A 17,143-nucleotide genomic window follows, 5' to 3' on the forward strand; every position below is an offset into this window, starting at 1 on the left:
GGCCACGACGCTTGCATTCGGTACCTAGGTACAGGCTTACGGTCGTTTCATGACGACCTCGAGCGCCGAGTGGGCGCCCTCTTCGTGCACGCTGCCGACCGCGGATCGCCCGCTGCGGATCGCCGAGTTCGACAATCTGTTCACCACGGCGGCCCGCCGGGTGGAGCGGCTCGGCCCGACCCGGGCCCGGATCCTGCTGCTAGAGGCCGCACGCGCGCAGGCAGCGGACATCACCGCGCGGGAAACGGCGTGCTGCTCGTTCTTCACCTTCACTTTCACACCGGCCGACGCGGACACGCTATGGCTCGGCGTCGAGGTGCCGGGTGAGCAGGTCGCGGTGCTCGACGGCCTGATCGAGCGGGCGTCCGGTCTGGTGGCGTCGTGAGTGAGGGGTTGCGGACGAGCCAGGTCGCGACGGCCGCGGGGGTGAACACGCAGACGCTGCGCTACTACGAGCGGCGGGGTCTGCTGGCCGAGCCGGATCGGACCAGCGGCGGGCATCGGGTGTATCCGGCCGAAGCGGTGACGGTGCTGCGGGTGATCAAGGTCGCGCAACGCCTCGGGTTCACCCTCGACGAGGTCGCCGACCTGCGCGAAGCCGGCCGTCACCGGCACCGCACCGACACCGGGCTGCAGGCCCGGGCCCGGGCGAAGCTCGTGGAGGTCGACGCCCGGATCCGGGACCTGCAGACCATCCGCGCCACGCTCGTCGAGGCACTGGACGCCGGCTGCGACGACTTGACCGCGTGCGCGGGCAGCGACTGCTGCCCGTTGCCGTTCACCGCGCTGGCCGACGTGCCGGCCGGTTCCACCGTGCTGCCCCTCGCCGTCTCGGAAGGACACGGATGACCACGCCACTGGAACTGCTGCCGATCGAGAAAACTGCCGCGCGCCCCAGAGGCCGGATCCTGGGGTGGCTGGCCGCATCGGCCGGGGCCATCTCCGGCGGCCTGGGCCTGCTGATCGCGTGCGCGGCGTGTTGCTTGCCGGTGCTGGTCGGGGTCGGGCTCCTCACGAGCGCAGCGGCGGCCGGCCTGCAGAACGTGTTTCTCGGGGTGGGAGCGGTGCTGATGCTCGCCGCCGGTGGGCTGCTGTGGCTGCGGCGCCGCCGCGCGCAGCGTGCCGGGCAGTCCGGTTGCGGCGACGATTGCGCCTGCTGACCTGCGCGGGCGGCTTGACCTTCGAGTCAGGTCGAGGGTTTACCGTCGGCCGGTGAGCACGATGCGTATCTCCGGCCTGGCCGAGCGGACCGGGGTCCCGGCCACCACACTGCGGTTCTACGAAACCGCCGGTCTCCTCCCGACCGAGCGGACCCCGGCCGGATACCGGGTGTACGGGCAGGACGCGGTCGAACGGCTGGCGTTCATCGGCGCGGCCAAGAACCTCGGCCTGCCGCTGGAGAAGATCGCCGAACTCCTGCAAGTCCGCGACACGAGCTCGTGTACGCAGGTCAAGCAGGATCTGCGGCCGCGGATCACGGCCCGGATCGCCGACGCCGAGCAGCGCGCCGCGCAACTGCTGGACTTCGCGTCGACGCTGCGCCGCTCGATCGAGCACCTAGACAGCCCCCGGACCGGTCCGGACGCTGTGATCCGCAGTGCGCGTTCCTGCGCCCGCCTGCGGCCGGAACTGTTCGATGAGCGCTACTACGCAGCAGGGCCCGGCACGCCTCGCCGCGTCCCTGGAGAAGCACCAGGTCGCCGCCTACGTCGGGGCCCTGGTCGCCGGCGCGGTGGTCGGACGGGCGGCACCGGCGGCCGGACCCGGCCTGGAACACGCGATCAACCCCGTCCTCGCCGCCCTGCTGTTTGTCACGTTCCTGCAGGTCCCGGCGGCGGAGCTGGGTCGGTCGCTGCGGGCGGGGTGTTCCTGGCCGCGGCGCTGGTCGTCAACTTCGTGGTCGTGCCGTTGGTGGTGGCCGGCGGGTTCGCGTTCCTGCCCGATGATCGGGCGGTCCGGCTGGGTGTGCTGCTCGTTCTGCTGGCGCCGTGCGTGGACTACGTCATCGTCTTCTCCGGCCTGGCCGGCGGAAACGCCCGCCGGTTGCTCGCGGCGACACCGCTGCTCCTGCTGGCCCAGATGCTCGCGCTGCCGGCCCTGCTGTACCTGTTCCTCGGTGCGGAGTTGGCCGAGGTGGTGGAGGTGCGGCCGTTCGTCGAGGCGTTCGTGATCCTGATCGTCGTGCCGTTGGCGTTGGCGTGGCTTACCCAGGCCTGGGCCGCGCGCCGGACCGCGGGGGAGCGGTTCTCCACGGCGATGGGGGCCACGATGGTGCCGCTGATGGCGGTCACGCTGCTGACCGTTGTTGCGTCCCAGGTCCCGCGTCTCGACGGTGATTTCGCCCGCGTCGTCGGCGTCGTGCCGTTCTACGTTCTGTTCCTGGTTGTGATGGCGGTGGCCGGGTTGCTCGTCGCGAGGCTGTTCCGGCTGGAGGTGGCCGATAGCCGCGCGATCGTGTTCACCGGTGCGACCCGCAATTCGCTGGTCGTGCTTCCGCTGGCTCTCGCGCTGCCCGGTGACCTTGCCGTCGCGGGGGTCGTCGTGGTCACGCAGACTCTGGTCGAGGTGATCGGCATGGTGATCTACGTCCGTGCCGTGCCCCGGCTCGTGCGCTAGACCAGCGATTGGACCGCATACATCCCGCCGACCGCTGCGGCGATGACGCCGAGCAGGAACCGCAGACCGGTCTCGGGCAGCCGGGGCTGGAGCCGCGCGCCCAGATAGCCGCCGGCCAGACCCCCGAGCCCGGCCAGCAGCCCCAAGGTCCAGTGCGGCGCGATACTGCCCGGCGCGACGAGCGCGAGCAGCGCGTAGGTGGCGGCCCCGGCCAGCGACGCGGCGAACGTCGAGGCCAGCGCGGCCGGCGCTACCACCGCCACCGGCTGACCCCGGCCGACCAGGATCGGCCCGAGAATCGAGCCACCACCGATGCCGTAGATCCCGCCGACCACACCCACGACGAACGCCAGCACCGTCACCTGGCCCGCGGGTGCTGCCCTGACCCGCCCCGGGTGGAGAGCGCGGACGCAGAGCCAGCAGCCCAGCGGCAGCAGCACACCAGCGGCGACCAGCCGGAACACTGCCGCGCCCGGCAGCAGGAACACCCGCACCACCGCGCCGATCACCACGCCCGGCACCGTGCCCGCCAGCAACTGCCCGGTGAGCGGACTCCACAGTTGACCGGCCCGGGCGTACCGCAGCAGCGCTCCCGGGCCGGCGATCACGTTGAACAGCAGGTTCGTCGGTGTCACCGCCGGGTTGGGGACGTGCAGCACGCTGAGCTGCACCGGCAGCAGGAACACCGCACCGGACACCCCCACCGGCGCGGTCACCACAGCGATCACCAGTCCGGCGAGAAACGCTGCCGCGAGCATCCACCCGTCCACAAGCCGCGGACTCTACCGGCGGAGATCCCGAGAGCGCCGAAGCCCTCGGAGTACATCTAGCGATGTATTCATCATCTGATGTACTGTCCGGCCTTATGGAGACGGCGACGTACGGGCAGGTGCTGGCGCGGTTCGGGCACGCGCTGTCCGACCCGGTGCGAGCACGGGTGCTGTTGGCACTGCGGGACGGGCCGGGGTATCCGGCGGATCTGGCCGAGTTGCTGGGTGCGTCGCGGCAGAACCTGTCGAACCACTTGGCGTGCCTGCGGGGCTGTGGGCTCGTGGTGTCCGTCCCGGAGGGTCGCCGCACCCGGTACGAGCTCGCCGATCCGCGGCTGGCCCACGCCTTGACCGACCTGCTGGGTCTGGTGCTGGCCGTGGACCCGGCGGCCTGTCCCGACTCCGACGAGAAAGGTTGCTGCTGATGAGCCTGCCGCTGCTCGGCCTCGGTCCGTCTCCGGCTCGTCGCGCGGTGCTTTCGCGGCGGGTGCGGCTTCTGGTCGCCGCCACGATCACCTACAACGTGATCGAGGCGATCGTCGCGATCACCGCCGGGAGCATCGCCTCTTCGACGGCGCTGATCGGTTTCGGACTGGACTCGATCATTGAAGTGTCCTCGGCCGCGGCGGTGGCCTGGCAGTTCTCCGGGAAGGACCCGGAAGCGCGGGAGAAGGTGGCGCTGCGGATCATCGCGGTGTCGTTCTTCGCCCTTGCAGCCTATGTCGGGGTCGAGTCAGTGCGAGCACTTCTCGGTGACGACCGTGCCGAGCATTCGACGATCGGCCTCGTGCTGGCCGCGCTGTCGCTGGCGATCATGCCGGTGCTCTCAGCAGCACAGCGCCGGGCCGGCCGCGAGTTGGGGTCCGCGTCAGCCGTCGCGGACTCCAAACAGACGCTGCTGTGCACCTACCTCTCCGGTGTCCTCCTCGTCGGACTGGCGGTGAACTCGCTGTTCGGCTGGTGGTGGGCGGATCCGGTCGCCGCTCTGGTGATCGCGGTCGTGGCGGTCAAGGAGGGCCGAGAGGCTTGGCGTGGGGACGCCTGCTGCTCCCCGGCCGCCGCACTGACCCCGGCCTCATCTACGGATACGGACGGTTGTGCGGACGGCTGCTGCGCGGGTGACTAACGGCCTACGCCACTTACGTGGCTAGCGTTTGCTGAGGCGGCAGGCCGGCCGCGGGTCAGTCAGCCCGGGACTCGAGCGGCGAATCGCTCGACGGCTCCGTAACTGAAGCCGTCGTGATGCTCGATCGGTGGGCCGAGTGCCTGGACGTGGCGGATCGGTCGGCGACGCCAGTACTCGCCTTGGAACCGAACGGTGTAGAGCTCAAGTGATCGCTGCAGCAGGCGTCCGATCCGGGATGTGGCTTCGACATGGTCGGCGAGTAGCAAGAGTCCGCCTGGGCGGACCACCCGCACCATTTCGCCGACCGCCCGGCGGTCGTCGGGAATCGCGCAAAGCGAGAACGTGCAGACCACAGTGTCGAAAGACGCATCGGGGAACGGCAGCGATTGGGCGTCCCCGGTTTGCAGATCCGCATCCCGGCCGAGGTCGGTCGCGCGACGGCGGGCCCGGTCGAGCATCTCCGGGCTCCACTCCACGCCGGTCAGCCGGACGCCGGCGGGATAGTGCGGCAAGTTCAACCCGGTGCCGATCGCCACCTCGAGGGTCTCACCGGCCGCCTGCCGACAGATCCATGCCCGGGTGTCGCGGAAGAAGCGGCGGTCCATGAACCCCATCTGCCGGTCATAGGACTTCGACTGTTTGTCCCAGAACCGGCGAAGACGGGCGTCGCGGCTTTTGAGCTCGGACACGGGTGACTCCTCCCGTCGAGCGTTCACAGCATCCGAGTTGCGTCCCTGATAGTGGTGTGACGCGGTTGGCGTGATCGTCGGGCGGCCCGGTTGGGCTGAACGAGGAACGCGGCCATCGCGTGATCTTTCGAGCGAACCTCTCACAGCACTCTCGAAAGGGCATCGACGCGATGACCGCACCACACATGATCGACCCTGGCCGCCTGCTGGGCCAAGCCCTCTCCGACGCCTCCCCGGACCTGATGCGTTCGTTGTTGTCCACGGTGATCAACGCGCTGCTCTCCGCCCGTCGCGGCCGGGCTCGTGGTGTTTCAGCTGTGCAAAGACACTCGGACGGGCTACGCGCGGCTCAATTCTTGATGGCGTCAACCTGCGTCGTGCTTCGCCTCAGCGTCGGTCAGCAACTCACTGAGGGTCGAACATCCCTGACTTAACATTCACCAAGAACCTTGACCAGTTGGCAGGCCGCAGCAGAAGCACGTGCCCTTCGGGATTTTTCGAATCGCGTACCGCGATCGCCTCACCGAGGACGGCGACCTCGACACACTGTCCCGTTCCGTTGCTCCGTGTGCTCTTGCGCCACACTGCGTTAGCAAACTCTGGCGCAGTCATTCTGCGCCCTCCCTTACTGCTTGTGCCTTCATGGCGTCGGCCTTGCCGCGCAGAAGCGTAACCGTGTCCGCCGGGGACAAGGCGGTCGCCCTGAGATGGTCAAACGCCAGGCTGTGTCCCTGCACATGGTAGGCCTTATCCAGGAACAACGCGCCGCTGATGTTCTCCAGGTAGACGACCGGGGGATCGTCGCTGTCGAAGTCGGGGATGGTGAGGCTGCGCCGCCTCTAACATTACGATTGCTCGGCGGTGCCCGGCACCACCAGCCCGGTCTCGTACGCGATCACCACCGCCTGCGCGCGGCTGTTCAGGCCGAGCTTGGCCATCACGTGCTTCACGTGGGTCTTCACGGTCTCCGCGCTGAGCACCAGGCGCCTGGCGATCTCCTCGTTGCTCAGACCCATCCCGACCAGCCGCAACACCTCCAGCTCCCGGCCGGTCAGCGACGTCAGCTGGGGTTGACCGACGACCGAGACCCGATGGTGCCGCGAGGAGTGCTCGATCAGCCGCTGGGTGATCGACGGCGTGATCAGCATGTCCCCGGCCATCGTGGTGTGCACCGCCGCGAGGATCCGTTCCGGCGCGGTGTCCTTCAGCAGGAAGCCGGAGGCGCCTTCGCCGAGCGCCGCGTAGACGTACTCGTCCAGGTCGAACGTCGTCAGCACGACGATTTTCGGACGCGGCTCGAGATCGGTCGCGAAGATCGTGCGTGCGGCGGCGATCCCGTCGAGGACCGGCATCCGGATGTCCATGAAGATCAGATCCGGCCGGGTCCGGGTGGCCAGCTCGACCGCTTCGGCCCCGTCGCCGGCCTCGCCCACCACCTCGATCCCGGGCACCGCGGTGAACAGCGCGACGAGTCCGCCGCGGATCAACGCCTGGTCGTCGGCGACCAGGATCCGGATCGTCATATCGGCAACCGGGCGACCACGCCGAACCCTCTCTCCTCCCGCGGTCCGGCGGTCAGCACCCCGCCGTAGAGCTCGGCGCGCTCCCGCATCCCGCGGATGCCGTGCGCCGCCGTTTCGGTCTTCCCCGCCGTCGTCGGCCCCGCGCCGTCGTCGAGGACCCGCAGCGTGAGGGTGTTCTCGCCGTAGTCCACTTCTATGCGGACGTCGGCCGGGCCGGCGTGTTTGATCACGTTCGTCAGCGACTCCTGGACTACCCGGTAGGCGCACAGGTCCGGGCCGGAGGCCAGCGGCCGGGCCCGGCCGGTGACCGTCACGGCGACCGGCACGCCGGCCGCGCGGGTCCGTTCGACCAGACCGTCCAGTTCGGCCAGCCCCGGCTGAGGCCGGTAGTCGGCGTCTTCGTTCGGGCGGAGCACTTCGAGGAGCCGGCGCATCTCCGACAGCGCCTCGCGGCTGGAGTCCTCGACCGCGACCAGCGCGGTCCGGGTCGCGTCCCGGTCGGTGTCGAGCAGGAACCGGGACACCCCGGCCTGCAACGAGATCACCGACATGTGGTGCGAGACGACGTCGTGGAGTTCCCGGGCGATCCGGACCCGTTCGTTCGACGCGGCCCGCTCGGCCCGGAGTGCGGCCCGCTCGGCCTGTAAGGCCAGGCGCTCGGTGCGTTCGGCCCACCGCCGTGTGCCGATGCCGATCGTCCAGGCCACGACGACGCCGAGGAACGCCTTGATCCCCTCCGACCAGAACAGCGCCGCCGACGCGTTCACGCCGGTGATCAGCAGGCACCCGATCAGCACGAGACACGTCACCCCCAGCATGACCAGCGCGGTCCGCCGCGAACACAGCGTGGCCACCGAGATCCCGGCGATCACGACCGCGAAGCCACCGTCCGGAAAGGTGCTTCCGGCCAGCACCGCCAGCGCCAGCTCGGCTCCGAGCACGACGCTCAGCACGCCGACCGGCGCGGCCTGGCGTAACGCGATCGGCGCCGACGTGAGCAGCGACAACACCACCGCGAGCACCGCGACGGGACCGGGGCGCACGAACGCCGCGCCCACCGTCACCAGACTCAGGACGCCGGCCAGCAGCACGTCGATCGCGAACGCTTTCGGTCTGACCCGCACGGAGCATCACGCTAGTGAGGCCCGGCCCGCGCCGCGTCACCCGGCTGGAGCGGATCCACCTACCACCAGGGGGGTAGGTCAGTTGCCCTCTCAGGGCGATGACTCAGCGTCACCGCCGCCCGTAGCTTTCCCGGCATGAAACGACTTCCGATGGCAGCAGCGGCGACGGTGGCAGTTCTCGGGGTGGCCGGGGTGATCGGTGCGGTCACGCAGACCCCGGACGCGTCCGCGACGCAGGTTCCCGGGCAGCTGCAGAAAGACGCGAACGCGATCCTCCGCCAGGGCGCCCCGGGTGTTCTCGCGGATCTCTCCACGTCGACGGGGCACGTGCGGGTCCGCGCCGGCGTCGCCGACACGACGACCGGGAAGCCGGTGCCGTGGGACGCGAAGTTCCGCGTCGGCAGCTTCACCAAGACGTTCGTCGCGACAACCGTGCTGCAACTGGTCGGCGAAGGAAGGCTCTCGCTGGACGACTCAGTCGACAAGTGGCTCCCGGGCGTCGTCACCGGCAACGGCAACGACGGCACGAAGATCACCGTCCGTCAGCTCCTCCAGCACACCAGCGGCCTGCCCGACTACCTGGCCGCCCCGCAGTTCGCGTTCCTCGGCAGCGAGGAGGGCTTCACGGCCGGCCGGGACAAGGACTACGCGGCCCGGCAGCTGGTCGCGTTCGCGATGGCGCTGAAGCCGAACTTCGCCCCGGGCACGAACTGGAGCTACTCCAACACGAACTACGTGCTGGCCGGCCTGATCATCCGGAAGGTCACCGGCCACGACTGGCGCGCCGAGGTCACCCGGCGGATCATTCGGCCGCTCGGGCTCAAGGACACCACGATCCCGGCGACCGACCACACCGTCCCGGAGCCGCACGCGATCGGCTACGAGCGGTTCCCCGGCCCGGACGCGACCGCGACCGACCCGAAGTACGGCCCGGCGATCGACGCCACCGAGCTCAGCCCGACCTGGGGCGACGCGGCCGGTGCGATCATCAGCACCACCGCGGACGGCAACACGTTCCTGCGGGCCTTGCTCGCCGGCACGCTGCTGCGCCCGGCCCAGCTGGCCGAGATGAAGAAGACCGTCCCGGCGCCGGGGTTCCAGGCCCCGTTCCCGGGTGCCCGGTACGGGCTGGGTCTGATGTCGACCCCGAGTTCGTGCGGCCTGATCTGGTCACACGGCGGCGACATCCATGGCTACAAGACCCGCAACGGTGTGAACTCGCAGGGCAGCCGCAGCATCATCGTGTCGCTCAACACCGATTCGCTGGTCCCCGAGCCCGGCGCACCGGCCCCGACGCGGGACCAGTCGCTGACCCTGATCGAGGACGCGCTTTGCTCCTGACCCCGGCGGTCAGGGCCCCGGCGCGAGGAGCTGGGCCAGGTTGACGGACGGCCGGTCGCGCAGGTCGTCGACCTGTGTGCGGCAGGAGAAGCCGTCGGCCAGCACCACCGCGTCGGGCGCGGCTGATCGTCGACGTCGACGTCGACGTTTGAGCGCGCGCATCGCCTCCATCGAGGTTTTGCCTTCGCTCTTGAGGCGGTCGTAGTAGGCCCGCCCGAGGGTCGCGTTGCGTAACTGGACCACGGCCATGGTGTGCAGCACTCGGTTGATCTGCCGGTTGCCGCCGCGGGAGAGCCGGTGCCGGACGTGGTCTCCGGAGGAGGCGTCGATGGGAGCGGTCGGCGACGAGGTCCGCGGCGACACGTCGGTGCGTCTTGCCCGCGGCGTCGCGCGGTCGGACACGCGAGAGCCATCCTGATGTGGTCCTCGCCCGGCGAGCGGCGGCGATCGACCAGGGTACGCACGTCCGGCCCCCGGTCCGTCGGGTTGCATTGGGTTCGGCGGGCAGCACCACCGGCGCGGGCAGCACCAACACTGCCTCGGTCGACGCGGCGGCCTCATCACGCGACGGGACCTTCACCGTCGAAGACGTCGTCGCGCTTGCGCGCCGCCGGGGATCCCTCCATGGAACTCTGCTTCGACAGCCTTCACGGACTCTCTGTCGGCGACGCGATGGGCGCCCAGTTCTTCGTTCCGGGCACGTCGTTCCCAGACCTTGTAGCGGGACGTGCTCCGGACTCTCCCTGGCCGTGGACCGACGACACCGAGATGGCCTGCTCGGTGGTCACCGTTCTCGGCGTGAACGGCGCTATCGACCAGGACGATCTCGCGGCCGCCTTCGCCGAGCACTTCGAGCCCTACCGCGGATACGGCGGTGGCGCCGTGCAGATACTCCGGCAGATCCGCAACGGCACCGGATGGCGGGAGGCGTCACGAGCAGCCTTCGGCGGACAGGGATCGATGGGCAACGGCGCCGCGATGCGCGTCGCGCCCATCGGCGCGTTCCATGCCGAAAGCCCCACGACCGCCGCCCTGGACGCGGTGCGCTCGGCCGAAGTGACCCATGTGCACCCCGAAGCGGTCCTCGGAGCCGTCGGGGTGGCGGTCGCCGCCGCGAGCGCCGGCCAGGCCCGACACAACGGAGTCCGGCCCGCGCCGTCCGCGATCCTGGACGCAGTTCTGGACCACCTCGTCGATAGCCGGGTGAAAGCCGGGGTGGAGGCAGCACAGCGGCTACTTGGCGCAACGGTCGCCGAAGCGGCCTACCTCTTGGGCAACGGCTCGCAGGTCCTCGCCCAGGACACCGTGCCGTTCACGCTCTGGGTCGCCGCGACCTACCTCGACGACTACCGTTCGGCGATCCTGGCCTGCATCGGAGCCGGCGGCGACGTCGACACGACCGCGGCGATCGTCGGAGGCGTCGTCGCGACGTACACCGGTCGCGACGGTATCCCTCTCGACTGGCGGACCTCCCGCGAGCCGCTGCCAGACTTCGTCACGTCGCCATTCGCTTAACCGACGGCTGAAGCGACGGCGACCAACGTCCGCTCTTGCCGCCAGCGACCCGTTGCGCGATGGGGACCGCGCCAGGTACCTGGGTCATCGCTTCTCCTTGGTCGGGGGCCGGTCGAGGGTGGCGCGCATCGTCGTCTCGACCAGGGCGGCGATGTCCTCCGGGCTCAAGCCGACGGCCTGGGCTTTGCGCAGCCAGTCGACGAAGTCGTCACGCAGCCCGCCCTGGTGCTCCAGCGACGGCCCGGCCAGGCCACGGACCAGGAAGGTTCCGACGCCGGGGCGCCCCTCGGCGAGGCCCTCCAGCTCCAGTTCCCGGTAGGCCTTCAGGACCGTGTTCGGGTTGATCGCCAGCGACTGCGCCACTTGCCGCACCTTCGGCAGCTGATCACCGGGCTCGGCCAGCCCCACTCGCAGCGCCTGCTTCACCTGAAGCACGAGTTGCATGTACGTGGCCACCCGGGAACGGCCGTCCAGAACGAACTCGATCACATCGCATCCCTATTGTCTTACGACAGTAAGACAGGATGGAGAGCCGGACCTCCGTTGTCAATCACTGCAGCAGCGGTTGGAGCGCGAGACCGCACCGACCGGACGCTGGCCCGCCTGGCGCCGGTGACGGTCAGGCGCCGGGCGCCGTCTCGCTGACGTGCTGCGGGCCGGCCTCGCCGGACGTTCGCGCCGGCCAGGTTGCGGCGTCGGCCAGGCGCGCGAGGGCAGGTAGGCGCAGCGCGCCGCGGAAGAGGCCGTATCCGACGGGCGCCCCGAGGACGTTGGCCAGCAGGTCGTTGATGTCGACCGCGTGGCCGGCGCGGATCGTGAGGTCGGAGACGAACTGCAGCAGTTCGATCGTGAGGCTGGCGAGAAACCCGGCGAGCAGGATCCGGCGGACCGAGTCGACACGGGCGACGAGTGGCAGCAGTACACCCAGGGGAACGAACAGCACCACGTTCTGCACCACGTCGTACCACTCGGCGTCGATCAGTGGGCTGAGGTTGACGAGCCATCGCCACGGCACCGGGTAGCCGGGCTTGCCGAGCTGGATCGGCAGGAGGGTTGCGGCGAGCACGGCGGCGCCGTAGGCGCAGAACGCGACGACGACCAGGACCCGCGGCCAGGTCAGAGCCGCGACGCGACGCAGTCGCCACAGCAGTGCCGCGACGGCGGCCGCCGCGAGCGGCAGGGCCACTGGCAGCCGGGAGATCTCGTAGTACGGGTCGGGCATCGTGCGGGTCTCCTCGGACGGCCTCGGACGTGACGCAGCGTAGCCGGGACACCCAAACGCGGCGTGTGGGCCGTTAATGGATGACTCACGCCGTGGCGCTGGGACGACGGGGGTGCCGTCGCCCGCTCGGAGCCCCGTTCAGCATCTCTTCGACGGTGCCGTCGGGGACGCCGCAAGCGAGGTAGGTCGCGCGGGCGCGGTCCGACCAGAGGGCACCGAGTTCGGCGTCGGTGTCGGCGATCTGGCTCAGGATCGTGAGTGTCCGTGCTTCACCGAGCCGGTGGCCGGTCTGGGCGTGAAGAGTGAGGGCCCGATAGGCCGCTTCCGTGGCCTGGTCGCCCCGGCCGGACGCCAGGTGTGCGGCGGCCAGCGTCGTCCGGGCATTGGCTTCGAGCACGCGGTAGCCGGCGTGCTGGGCCAAGTGCCGTGCCCGATCCGCCAGATCGGCGGCTCCGGTCCAGTCGTGCTGACTCACGGCGACCTCCGCGAGGCCGAGCGTCGCGACGATCTTGGAGTAGTGAGCGCTGGCGTCGCGGGCGAGGTCGAGCGCGCGCCGGTGCGCGGCGAGGGCCTCTCGCGGGTGACGTAGTCGCAGCTGGATCGTGCCGAGGACGTTGCTGGCCTCCGCCTCGATACGTTCGTCGTCGAGGTCGGCGGCCACCTGCGCCGCCGCTTCGACTAGTTGGTGGCCGGCGGCGAGCTGCCCTGCGTCGCGACGGACGCCGGCGAGGTAGAGCAGCGTGCCGGCCTCGCCGTAGCGGTTGCCGAGCTGCCCGTGAAGAGCCAGCGCCGCCTCCAAGTGATCTCGGGCGGACTCGAGCCGCCCGAGGTCGTGCTCGGTCTCGCCGAGGTTCTCCCTGGCTTGAGCCTCGCCGGCGACGGAGCCGAGTTGCCGGAACAGGCGCAGTGCCTCGGCGTGATGGTCGGCCGCGATGCGCAGATCACCGAGCTGCCGGGCGAGGTAGCCGAGGTTGCACAGTGTGTTCGCCTGGCCGGCGAGCCGTCCCGATTGTTGATAGAGGCGCCACGCTCTCGTGTGGGCCGCGATCGCCGGCGGAAGTCGACCCACCTCGGCGTGGACGTTGCCGAGGTTGCCGGCGATAGCGGCCTCCCCGTCGACCCAACCGGACCGCTTCGCCAGGTCAGCGGCGGAGGCGTAGTGCTCGATCGCCGCGAGACCGCGGCCGGCGCTGGCCTCGGCGGTGCCGAGGCTCAGCTTCATCGCGGCCTGCGCTCGGAGATCGCCGTCCTGCTCTGCGGCGACGAGTCCGGCCCGGGTGACGTCCAGCCATTCGATCATGTGGCGCGACTGGAAGTAGTAGCCCCGCAGCGTGTCCGCGAGCAGCCAGGCGAGGGGCCTCGGGCCGTGCTCGGCAGCGTGAGTGATCACCGCGGCCAGGTTCCTGCGCTCGCCGCCGAGCCAGGCCAGGGCCGCATCGGGATCGGCGAAGATCTCGCCCCCGGCCGTACGCCGCGCCTCCAGCGGCAACCGCAGCATCTGCGGATAGAGCAACTGAGCCGCGCTGTCCGCGGTGGCCAGATACCAATCCATTTGCTGGCCGATCGCCGCGGCGCGAACCGGCTCGGAGTCGGACTCGCTCGCGCGGATCGCGGCATACCGGCGTAACAGGTCGTGCGTCGTGTACCGGCCGAGCGTGCTGGGTCCGATGAGGTGCGCGGCGGCCAACCGGTCGAGCATGCGGTCGACGTCCGGCCGTGGCAGGCCCGTAAGGGCGGTGACCGCAGGCGCGGTGAAGCTAGCGGTGGGCACGATCCCCAGGAGCCGGAACATCCTCTGGGCCGGCGTCGGCAGGGCGCGGTAGGACAGTTCGAAGGCAGGCCCCACCGCGGTGTCGGGGTCGTCCTCGATCGACAACACGTTGATCCAGTCATCGCCGTTGAGCGCCTCGACCTGGTCGGCGATCGAACGATCAGGGTGATCGTTGAGCAGGGCCAACGTGATGCGCAGCGCCAGCGGCAGGTGCGCGCACGCCGTGGTCAGTTCGCCGAGCGCGTCGGGCTCCGCATCGACGCGCTCGGGTGCCAGGCCGGCTCGGAGCAGGGCGACGCCCTCGTCCGGGGAGAGCACGTCGAGGGTCAGCCGGTGCGCCCCGTCCCGAGCCGTGAGGCCCGAGAGTCGTTTGCGGCTGGTGACCAGCGCCAGGCACCCAGCGCTACCGGGTAACAGCGGCCGTACCTGAGCCGCGCTGGCGGCGTTGTCGAGCAGAACCAGGACCCGGCGCCCGGTCAGCAACGATCGGTAGACCGCGGCTGCCTGGTCGAGGTCGACCGGCACCCTCTCGGACGGAATCCCCAACGCGTCCAGGAAGCCCGACAGCGCAGTGAGCGGCGAGATCTCCGCGCCTCTCGCGTAGCCGCCTAGGTTGACGTAGAGCTGCCCATCCGGGAATCGGTCGCGCACCTGATGCGCCCACCGGAGCGCCAACGCCGTCTTGCCCACCCCGGGGGCGCCGGCAATCGCCGCGATCACCACGCCGGTAGAGCTGTCTCCGGAGGACGAGCGCTGGGACAACCACCTCAGCTGTGTGTCCCGGCCGATGAAGCCGCTCACCTCTCCCGGAAGCTGGTGGGGAACCGGGACCACCGCGGCCGCGGCGAGAGACGAAACGCGTTTCGGTTGCGCGGCGACCGGTGGGACTTCATGACGGAGGATGGCCGCTTCCACCTCACGGAGTTCTGGTCCCGGATCGACGCCCAATTCACCACGGAGCGCGACCCCGATTCGACGGACGACGTCCAGCGCCTCGGACTGCCGGCCGGCGCGATACAGCGCCAGGACGAGCTGGATCTGGACGCGTTCGTCGAACGGATGCTCGGCGGCGCGCTTACCCAACTCGGGCAACAGCCGGGCATGATCGCCCAGCGAGAGGCGCACGTCGATGAGCTCGCTTTCGGCCTGCGCGCGGAGGTTCTGCAATCGGTGGGCGTGCGATTGCAATTCGGGAAGCGCGGCCACGTCGGCAAGTGCAGGTCCGCGCCAGAGCGCGAGGGCCGTGGTGAGGAGCCGCGCGCGTTCTTCGGCGTCCGGTGCCGATTTCGCGCGTTCGATGAGCCGGTCGGCGGTTTCGGCGTCACTGGGTTCGGCCGTATTCAATACGTATCCCGGAGAGCGTGAGACGATCGCGCTCCGGTCTCCGAAGACCGTTCGTAAATACGAGATGTTCTGCTGCAGGGTATTCACCGCGGTGGCAGGCGCGGATTCGTGCCAGGCGATATCGATGAGGCGATCGACGCTCACCACGATTCCGCGGCTCAGTCCGAGAGCGGCCAAAATGGCTTTGCGTCGGAGCCCGGCCACCGGCCGAGCTTCGTCACCTTTGACGATGTCGACCGGGCCGAGAAGGCGAACCTGCAATTCCCCCATGAAGCGAGAAAGATAGTTGATCGAAGTGAACGCCCGACAGCCGACAGTCACGAACCCGACTGTCGGTTGTGGACGAACTCGAACGCCCCCGTCGCTCGCTGGGCACGTCCGGACGAGGGCAGCCGGTGGTTCGCTCCTCCGGTAGGGGCTGCGCATGGTGGGTGTCCGGCCGGCGTCTCGGTGAGCGCCAGCGCCGAGGACATCGACGCCGAGATCCCGCAGTTGTCCGCCGCGCGGTTGGACCGGGTAGCAGGCGAGATCGCCCGCGTCGCGCCGGGCGAGCTCGAGTTCCACGCGACCACACCGGTGTCGGCGGCGATGCGCCAGTACTGGTGGTCGTTGGTGGCACTGTTCAGCGGTACCGCGCTGGCGGCCGACTCGCCGCTGAGTTCGCCACCGACCCAGGACTTCTCTCGTGATCGCCGGCGATGCCGCAATGGGAGCACGAAAGGCCGTGGGTTGATCAGCTCGAGGCGACAGCTCACCGTGGAGCAGGTGGCGCGGTTCTCGTTCGCACGCACCGCGGACGTCGAGGAACCGCAGGTCGGTCGCGAGACGTTCGACGGCCTGAGTCAGCGTCGCGGAGACGAACTCGTGGTGTCTCGCGTCTGCAACAGCGACGACCGGGGGGATCGGCAGTCAGACCGTGCCCGACGTGATCGGGTGCAGAATCTCCGGCGTTTCGGGCCGCTTGCCGCCGGTCGGACGTTGCCGGGTAGATATGACGTATGTGGTTGTCGTGGCGAGCCGCGGTCTGGCTCAGCATCGGACTCGCTGTGCTGGCGACGATCATGCGCGTGTACGTCCCGTCGCGGCGCTGGCTGTGGGTTCGCGACCTGGCCCAGGAGAGCGCGATCTCGCTGGTCCTCTACGCCGTCTGGCAGCTCGTCGGGCGGCTGAACCTGGGGGGCAACTCCCAAGCGGTGGCCCACGGCCTGGCCATCGTGAATTTCGAACGCACGGTCCACCTCCCGAGCGAGGAATGGACTCAGCACCTCGCGATGCAGAGCCACCTGCTCATCAAGGCGGCGAACTGGTACTACATCGCCGGTCACATGCCGGTGATGACCATCTTCCTGGTGTGGCTCTACCTCTGGCACCGGCCGGATTTCGCGCGCTGGCGAACCGTGCTGGCGGTCGGCACGATCGTCGGTGAGCTCGTGCAGGTGATCCCGGTGGCACCGCCTCGCCTGGCGCTGTCGAGCATCGTCGACACGTTGAGCTTGTACGGCCCGCGGGTCTACGCCGACGACGGCGCCGGCTTCGCGCCGCAGCTCGGCGCGATGCCGTCCCTGCACTGCGTCTGGGCGATCACCACCGGGGCGGCTGTCTTCTGCGTCGCGAAGAGCCGGTGGCGGTGGATCGGTCCGGCCCACGCTGTGGTCACCGTGCTCGTGGTGGTGGTCACCGGCAATCACTACTGGTCGGACGCGCTGGCCGCGGGCCTGCTGGTGCTGCTCGGTGTCGCGGCCGCCGATACGTTCGCCCAGTTGTCTCGGCGGCGGCATGAGGCTGGGGATCCTTCCGCTGATCAGATCGACGTGCGGGGCCCGGCGAAGTCGTTAGGCGACACGATCGACGGAGGCCGACCCGGGTCTCTCAACGCGTTCGGATCGGTTGACTCCCAGGGGGGCGATTGAGCTCGTCCGACGCTTCGGCGGTGCCTGCCTGTTGAAGGGCTCGAGGCGGCCGGCGTGTCGTGAAGCGTTGGACGGGGTCAGCTCGGCTGAGATCGTCGGCGCGGGGCGCGGGGCGCGGGGCGCGGGGCGCGGGGCGCGGGGCGCGGGGCGCGGGGCGCGGGGCGCGGGGCGCGGGGCGCGGGGCGCGGGGCG

Annotated in this window: 18 protein-coding genes and 3 pseudogenes; 10 read left to right on the forward strand and 11 right to left on the reverse strand. The window is 70.0% G+C overall.

Features of this window, described 5'->3' with window-relative positions:
- Positions 1 to 49: 49 nt before the first annotated feature.
- From ACIBZJ_RS36775 to ACIBZJ_RS36795, 5 genes and pseudogenes are all read left to right on the forward strand, one after another.
- Positions 50 to 385, forward strand: coding sequence for a hypothetical protein (locus tag ACIBZJ_RS36775; RefSeq protein ID WP_395938098.1), 336 nt, complete (start codon positions 50 to 52; stop codon positions 383 to 385).
- Positions 382 to 849, forward strand: a complete 468-nt coding sequence (locus ACIBZJ_RS36780) for a MerR family transcriptional regulator (RefSeq protein ID WP_395938100.1) — start codon at positions 382 to 384, stop codon at positions 847 to 849. The genes ACIBZJ_RS36775 and ACIBZJ_RS36780 overlap by 4 nt, the downstream gene beginning before the upstream one ends.
- Complete coding sequence (locus tag ACIBZJ_RS36785; RefSeq protein WP_395938102.1) at positions 846 to 1,160, forward strand: hypothetical protein; 315 nt, start codon at positions 846 to 848, stop codon at positions 1,158 to 1,160. The genes ACIBZJ_RS36780 and ACIBZJ_RS36785 overlap by 4 nt, the downstream gene beginning before the upstream one ends.
- Before the next feature lie 61 nt (positions 1,161 to 1,221).
- A pseudogene (locus tag ACIBZJ_RS36790) lies at positions 1,222 to 1,530 on the forward strand (MerR family transcriptional regulator); the annotation flags it as partial.
- 106 nt (positions 1,531 to 1,636) lie between these two features.
- Positions 1,637 to 2,616: pseudogene (locus tag ACIBZJ_RS36795) on the forward strand (arsenic resistance protein).
- Here the strand turns inward: ACIBZJ_RS36795 and ACIBZJ_RS36800 are convergent.
- Positions 2,613 to 3,374: a TSUP family transporter gene (locus tag ACIBZJ_RS36800; RefSeq protein WP_395938104.1), complete on the reverse strand. Its 762-nt coding sequence runs from the start codon at positions 3,372 to 3,374 to the stop codon at positions 2,613 to 2,615. The pseudogene ACIBZJ_RS36795 and the gene ACIBZJ_RS36800 sit on opposite strands and share 4 nt — an antisense overlap.
- A 107-nt stretch (positions 3,375 to 3,481) precedes the next feature.
- Between ACIBZJ_RS36800 and ACIBZJ_RS36805 the strand changes: the two genes are divergently transcribed.
- Positions 3,482 to 3,811, forward strand: coding sequence for an ArsR/SmtB family transcription factor (locus ACIBZJ_RS36805; protein WP_395938106.1), 330 nt, complete (start codon positions 3,482 to 3,484; stop codon positions 3,809 to 3,811).
- Positions 3,811 to 4,512, forward strand: coding sequence for a cation transporter (locus tag ACIBZJ_RS36810; RefSeq protein WP_395938108.1), 702 nt, complete (start codon positions 3,811 to 3,813; stop codon positions 4,510 to 4,512). The genes ACIBZJ_RS36805 and ACIBZJ_RS36810 overlap by 1 nt, the downstream gene beginning before the upstream one ends.
- 59 nt (positions 4,513 to 4,571) lie before the next feature.
- Here ACIBZJ_RS36810 and ACIBZJ_RS36815 read toward each other — a convergent pair whose 3' ends face one another.
- The 5 genes from ACIBZJ_RS36815 to ACIBZJ_RS36835 all read right to left on the reverse strand — a co-directional run bounded on the left by ACIBZJ_RS36815 (position 4,572) and on the right by ACIBZJ_RS36835 (position 7,848).
- Positions 4,572 to 5,201: a class I SAM-dependent methyltransferase gene (locus tag ACIBZJ_RS36815; protein ID WP_395938110.1), complete on the reverse strand. Its 630-nt coding sequence runs from the start codon at positions 5,199 to 5,201 to the stop codon at positions 4,572 to 4,574.
- A gap of 405 nt (positions 5,202 to 5,606) precedes the next feature.
- The gene (locus ACIBZJ_RS36820; RefSeq protein WP_395938112.1) at positions 5,607 to 5,813 is read right to left on the reverse strand and encodes a DUF397 domain-containing protein; all 207 of its coding nucleotides are present in this window, start codon (positions 5,811 to 5,813) and stop codon (positions 5,607 to 5,609) included.
- A complete protein-coding gene (locus ACIBZJ_RS36825; RefSeq protein ID WP_395938156.1) occupies positions 5,810 to 6,022 on the reverse strand; it encodes a Scr1 family TA system antitoxin-like transcriptional regulator in 213 nt (70 codons plus the stop codon). The genes ACIBZJ_RS36820 and ACIBZJ_RS36825 overlap by 4 nt, the downstream gene beginning before the upstream one ends.
- Positions 6,023 to 6,046: 24 nt before the next feature.
- Positions 6,047 to 6,724: a response regulator gene (locus ACIBZJ_RS36830; RefSeq protein WP_395938114.1), complete on the reverse strand. Its 678-nt coding sequence runs from the start codon at positions 6,722 to 6,724 to the stop codon at positions 6,047 to 6,049.
- Positions 6,721 to 7,848 (reverse strand): histidine kinase, encoded by a 1,128-nt coding sequence (locus ACIBZJ_RS36835; RefSeq protein ID WP_395938116.1) that lies wholly within the window; start codon positions 7,846 to 7,848, stop codon positions 6,721 to 6,723. Before ACIBZJ_RS36835 ends, ACIBZJ_RS36830 begins: the two co-directional genes overlap by 4 nt.
- 135 nt (positions 7,849 to 7,983) lie before the next feature.
- On the opposite strand from ACIBZJ_RS36835, the gene ACIBZJ_RS36840 reads away from it, so the two are divergent.
- Positions 7,984 to 9,189: a serine hydrolase domain-containing protein gene (locus ACIBZJ_RS36840; RefSeq protein ID WP_395938118.1), complete on the forward strand. Its 1,206-nt coding sequence runs from the start codon at positions 7,984 to 7,986 to the stop codon at positions 9,187 to 9,189.
- A gap of 9 nt (positions 9,190 to 9,198) precedes the next feature.
- Here ACIBZJ_RS36840 and ACIBZJ_RS36845 read toward each other — a convergent pair whose 3' ends face one another.
- A complete protein-coding gene (locus tag ACIBZJ_RS36845; protein ID WP_395938120.1) occupies positions 9,199 to 9,591 on the reverse strand; it encodes a transposase in 393 nt (130 codons plus the stop codon).
- Positions 9,592 to 9,813: 222 nt separating this feature from the next.
- On the opposite strand from ACIBZJ_RS36845, the gene ACIBZJ_RS36850 reads away from it, so the two are divergent.
- Positions 9,814 to 10,704 (forward strand): ADP-ribosylglycohydrolase family protein, encoded by an 891-nt coding sequence (locus tag ACIBZJ_RS36850; RefSeq protein ID WP_395938158.1) that lies wholly within the window; start codon positions 9,814 to 9,816, stop codon positions 10,702 to 10,704.
- A gap of 84 nt (positions 10,705 to 10,788) precedes the next feature.
- On the opposite strand, the gene ACIBZJ_RS36855 is transcribed toward ACIBZJ_RS36850, so the two are convergent.
- The 4 genes and pseudogenes from ACIBZJ_RS36855 to ACIBZJ_RS36870 form a co-directional block, all read right to left on the reverse strand.
- On the reverse strand, positions 10,789 to 11,193 hold the full coding sequence (locus ACIBZJ_RS36855) for a GntR family transcriptional regulator (protein ID WP_395938122.1): 405 nt from the start codon (positions 11,191 to 11,193) through the stop codon (positions 10,789 to 10,791).
- Positions 11,194 to 11,323: 130 nt separating this feature from the next.
- Positions 11,324 to 11,926 (reverse strand): VanZ family protein, encoded by a 603-nt coding sequence (locus ACIBZJ_RS36860; protein ID WP_395938124.1) that lies wholly within the window; start codon positions 11,924 to 11,926, stop codon positions 11,324 to 11,326.
- A gap of 85 nt (positions 11,927 to 12,011) precedes the next feature.
- A complete protein-coding gene (locus tag ACIBZJ_RS36865) occupies positions 12,012 to 14,498 on the reverse strand; it encodes an ATP-binding protein (RefSeq protein ID WP_395938160.1) in 2,487 nt (828 codons plus the stop codon).
- 156 nt (positions 14,499 to 14,654) lie between these two features.
- Positions 14,655 to 15,467: pseudogene (locus ACIBZJ_RS36870) on the reverse strand (BTAD domain-containing putative transcriptional regulator); the annotation flags it as partial.
- Positions 15,468 to 16,039: 572 nt separating this feature from the next.
- Between ACIBZJ_RS36870 and ACIBZJ_RS36875 the strand changes: the two are divergent.
- Positions 16,040 to 16,951, forward strand: coding sequence for a phosphatase PAP2 family protein (locus ACIBZJ_RS36875; protein WP_395938126.1), 912 nt, complete (start codon positions 16,040 to 16,042; stop codon positions 16,949 to 16,951).
- Positions 16,952 to 17,143: the final 192 nt, after the last annotated feature.

Origin of the sequence: Cryptosporangium sp. NPDC051539, from assembly GCF_044454545.1 — a bacterium.
GTDB lineage: Bacteria > Actinomycetota > Actinomycetes > Mycobacteriales > Cryptosporangiaceae > Cryptosporangium.

Excerpts from the sequence above, each read along its gene's own strand:
- ACIBZJ_RS36775 (WP_395938098.1), top strand. The coding sequence starts at position 50 with ATGACGACCTCGAGCGCCGAGTGGGCGCCCTCTTCGTGCACGCTGCCG.
- ACIBZJ_RS36785 (WP_395938102.1), top strand. The coding sequence starts at position 846 with ATGACCACGCCACTGGAACTGCTGCCGATCGAGAAAACTGCCGCGCGC.
- ACIBZJ_RS36800 (WP_395938104.1), bottom strand. The coding sequence starts at position 3,374 with ATGCTCGCGGCAGCGTTTCTCGCCGGACTGGTGATCGCTGTGGTGACC.
- ACIBZJ_RS36805 (WP_395938106.1), top strand. The coding sequence starts at position 3,482 with ATGGAGACGGCGACGTACGGGCAGGTGCTGGCGCGGTTCGGGCACGCG.
- ACIBZJ_RS36810 (WP_395938108.1), top strand. The coding sequence starts at position 3,811 with ATGAGCCTGCCGCTGCTCGGCCTCGGTCCGTCTCCGGCTCGTCGCGCG.
- ACIBZJ_RS36820 (WP_395938112.1), bottom strand. The coding sequence starts at position 5,813 with ATGACTGCGCCAGAGTTTGCTAACGCAGTGTGGCGCAAGAGCACACGG.
- ACIBZJ_RS36830 (WP_395938114.1), bottom strand. The coding sequence starts at position 6,724 with ATGACGATCCGGATCCTGGTCGCCGACGACCAGGCGTTGATCCGCGGC.
- ACIBZJ_RS36840 (WP_395938118.1), top strand. The coding sequence starts at position 7,984 with ATGAAACGACTTCCGATGGCAGCAGCGGCGACGGTGGCAGTTCTCGGG.
- ACIBZJ_RS36850 (WP_395938158.1), top strand. The coding sequence starts at position 9,814 with ATGGAACTCTGCTTCGACAGCCTTCACGGACTCTCTGTCGGCGACGCG.
- ACIBZJ_RS36860 (WP_395938124.1), bottom strand. The coding sequence starts at position 11,926 with ATGCCCGACCCGTACTACGAGATCTCCCGGCTGCCAGTGGCCCTGCCG.
- ACIBZJ_RS36875 (WP_395938126.1), top strand. The coding sequence starts at position 16,040 with ATGTGGTTGTCGTGGCGAGCCGCGGTCTGGCTCAGCATCGGACTCGCT.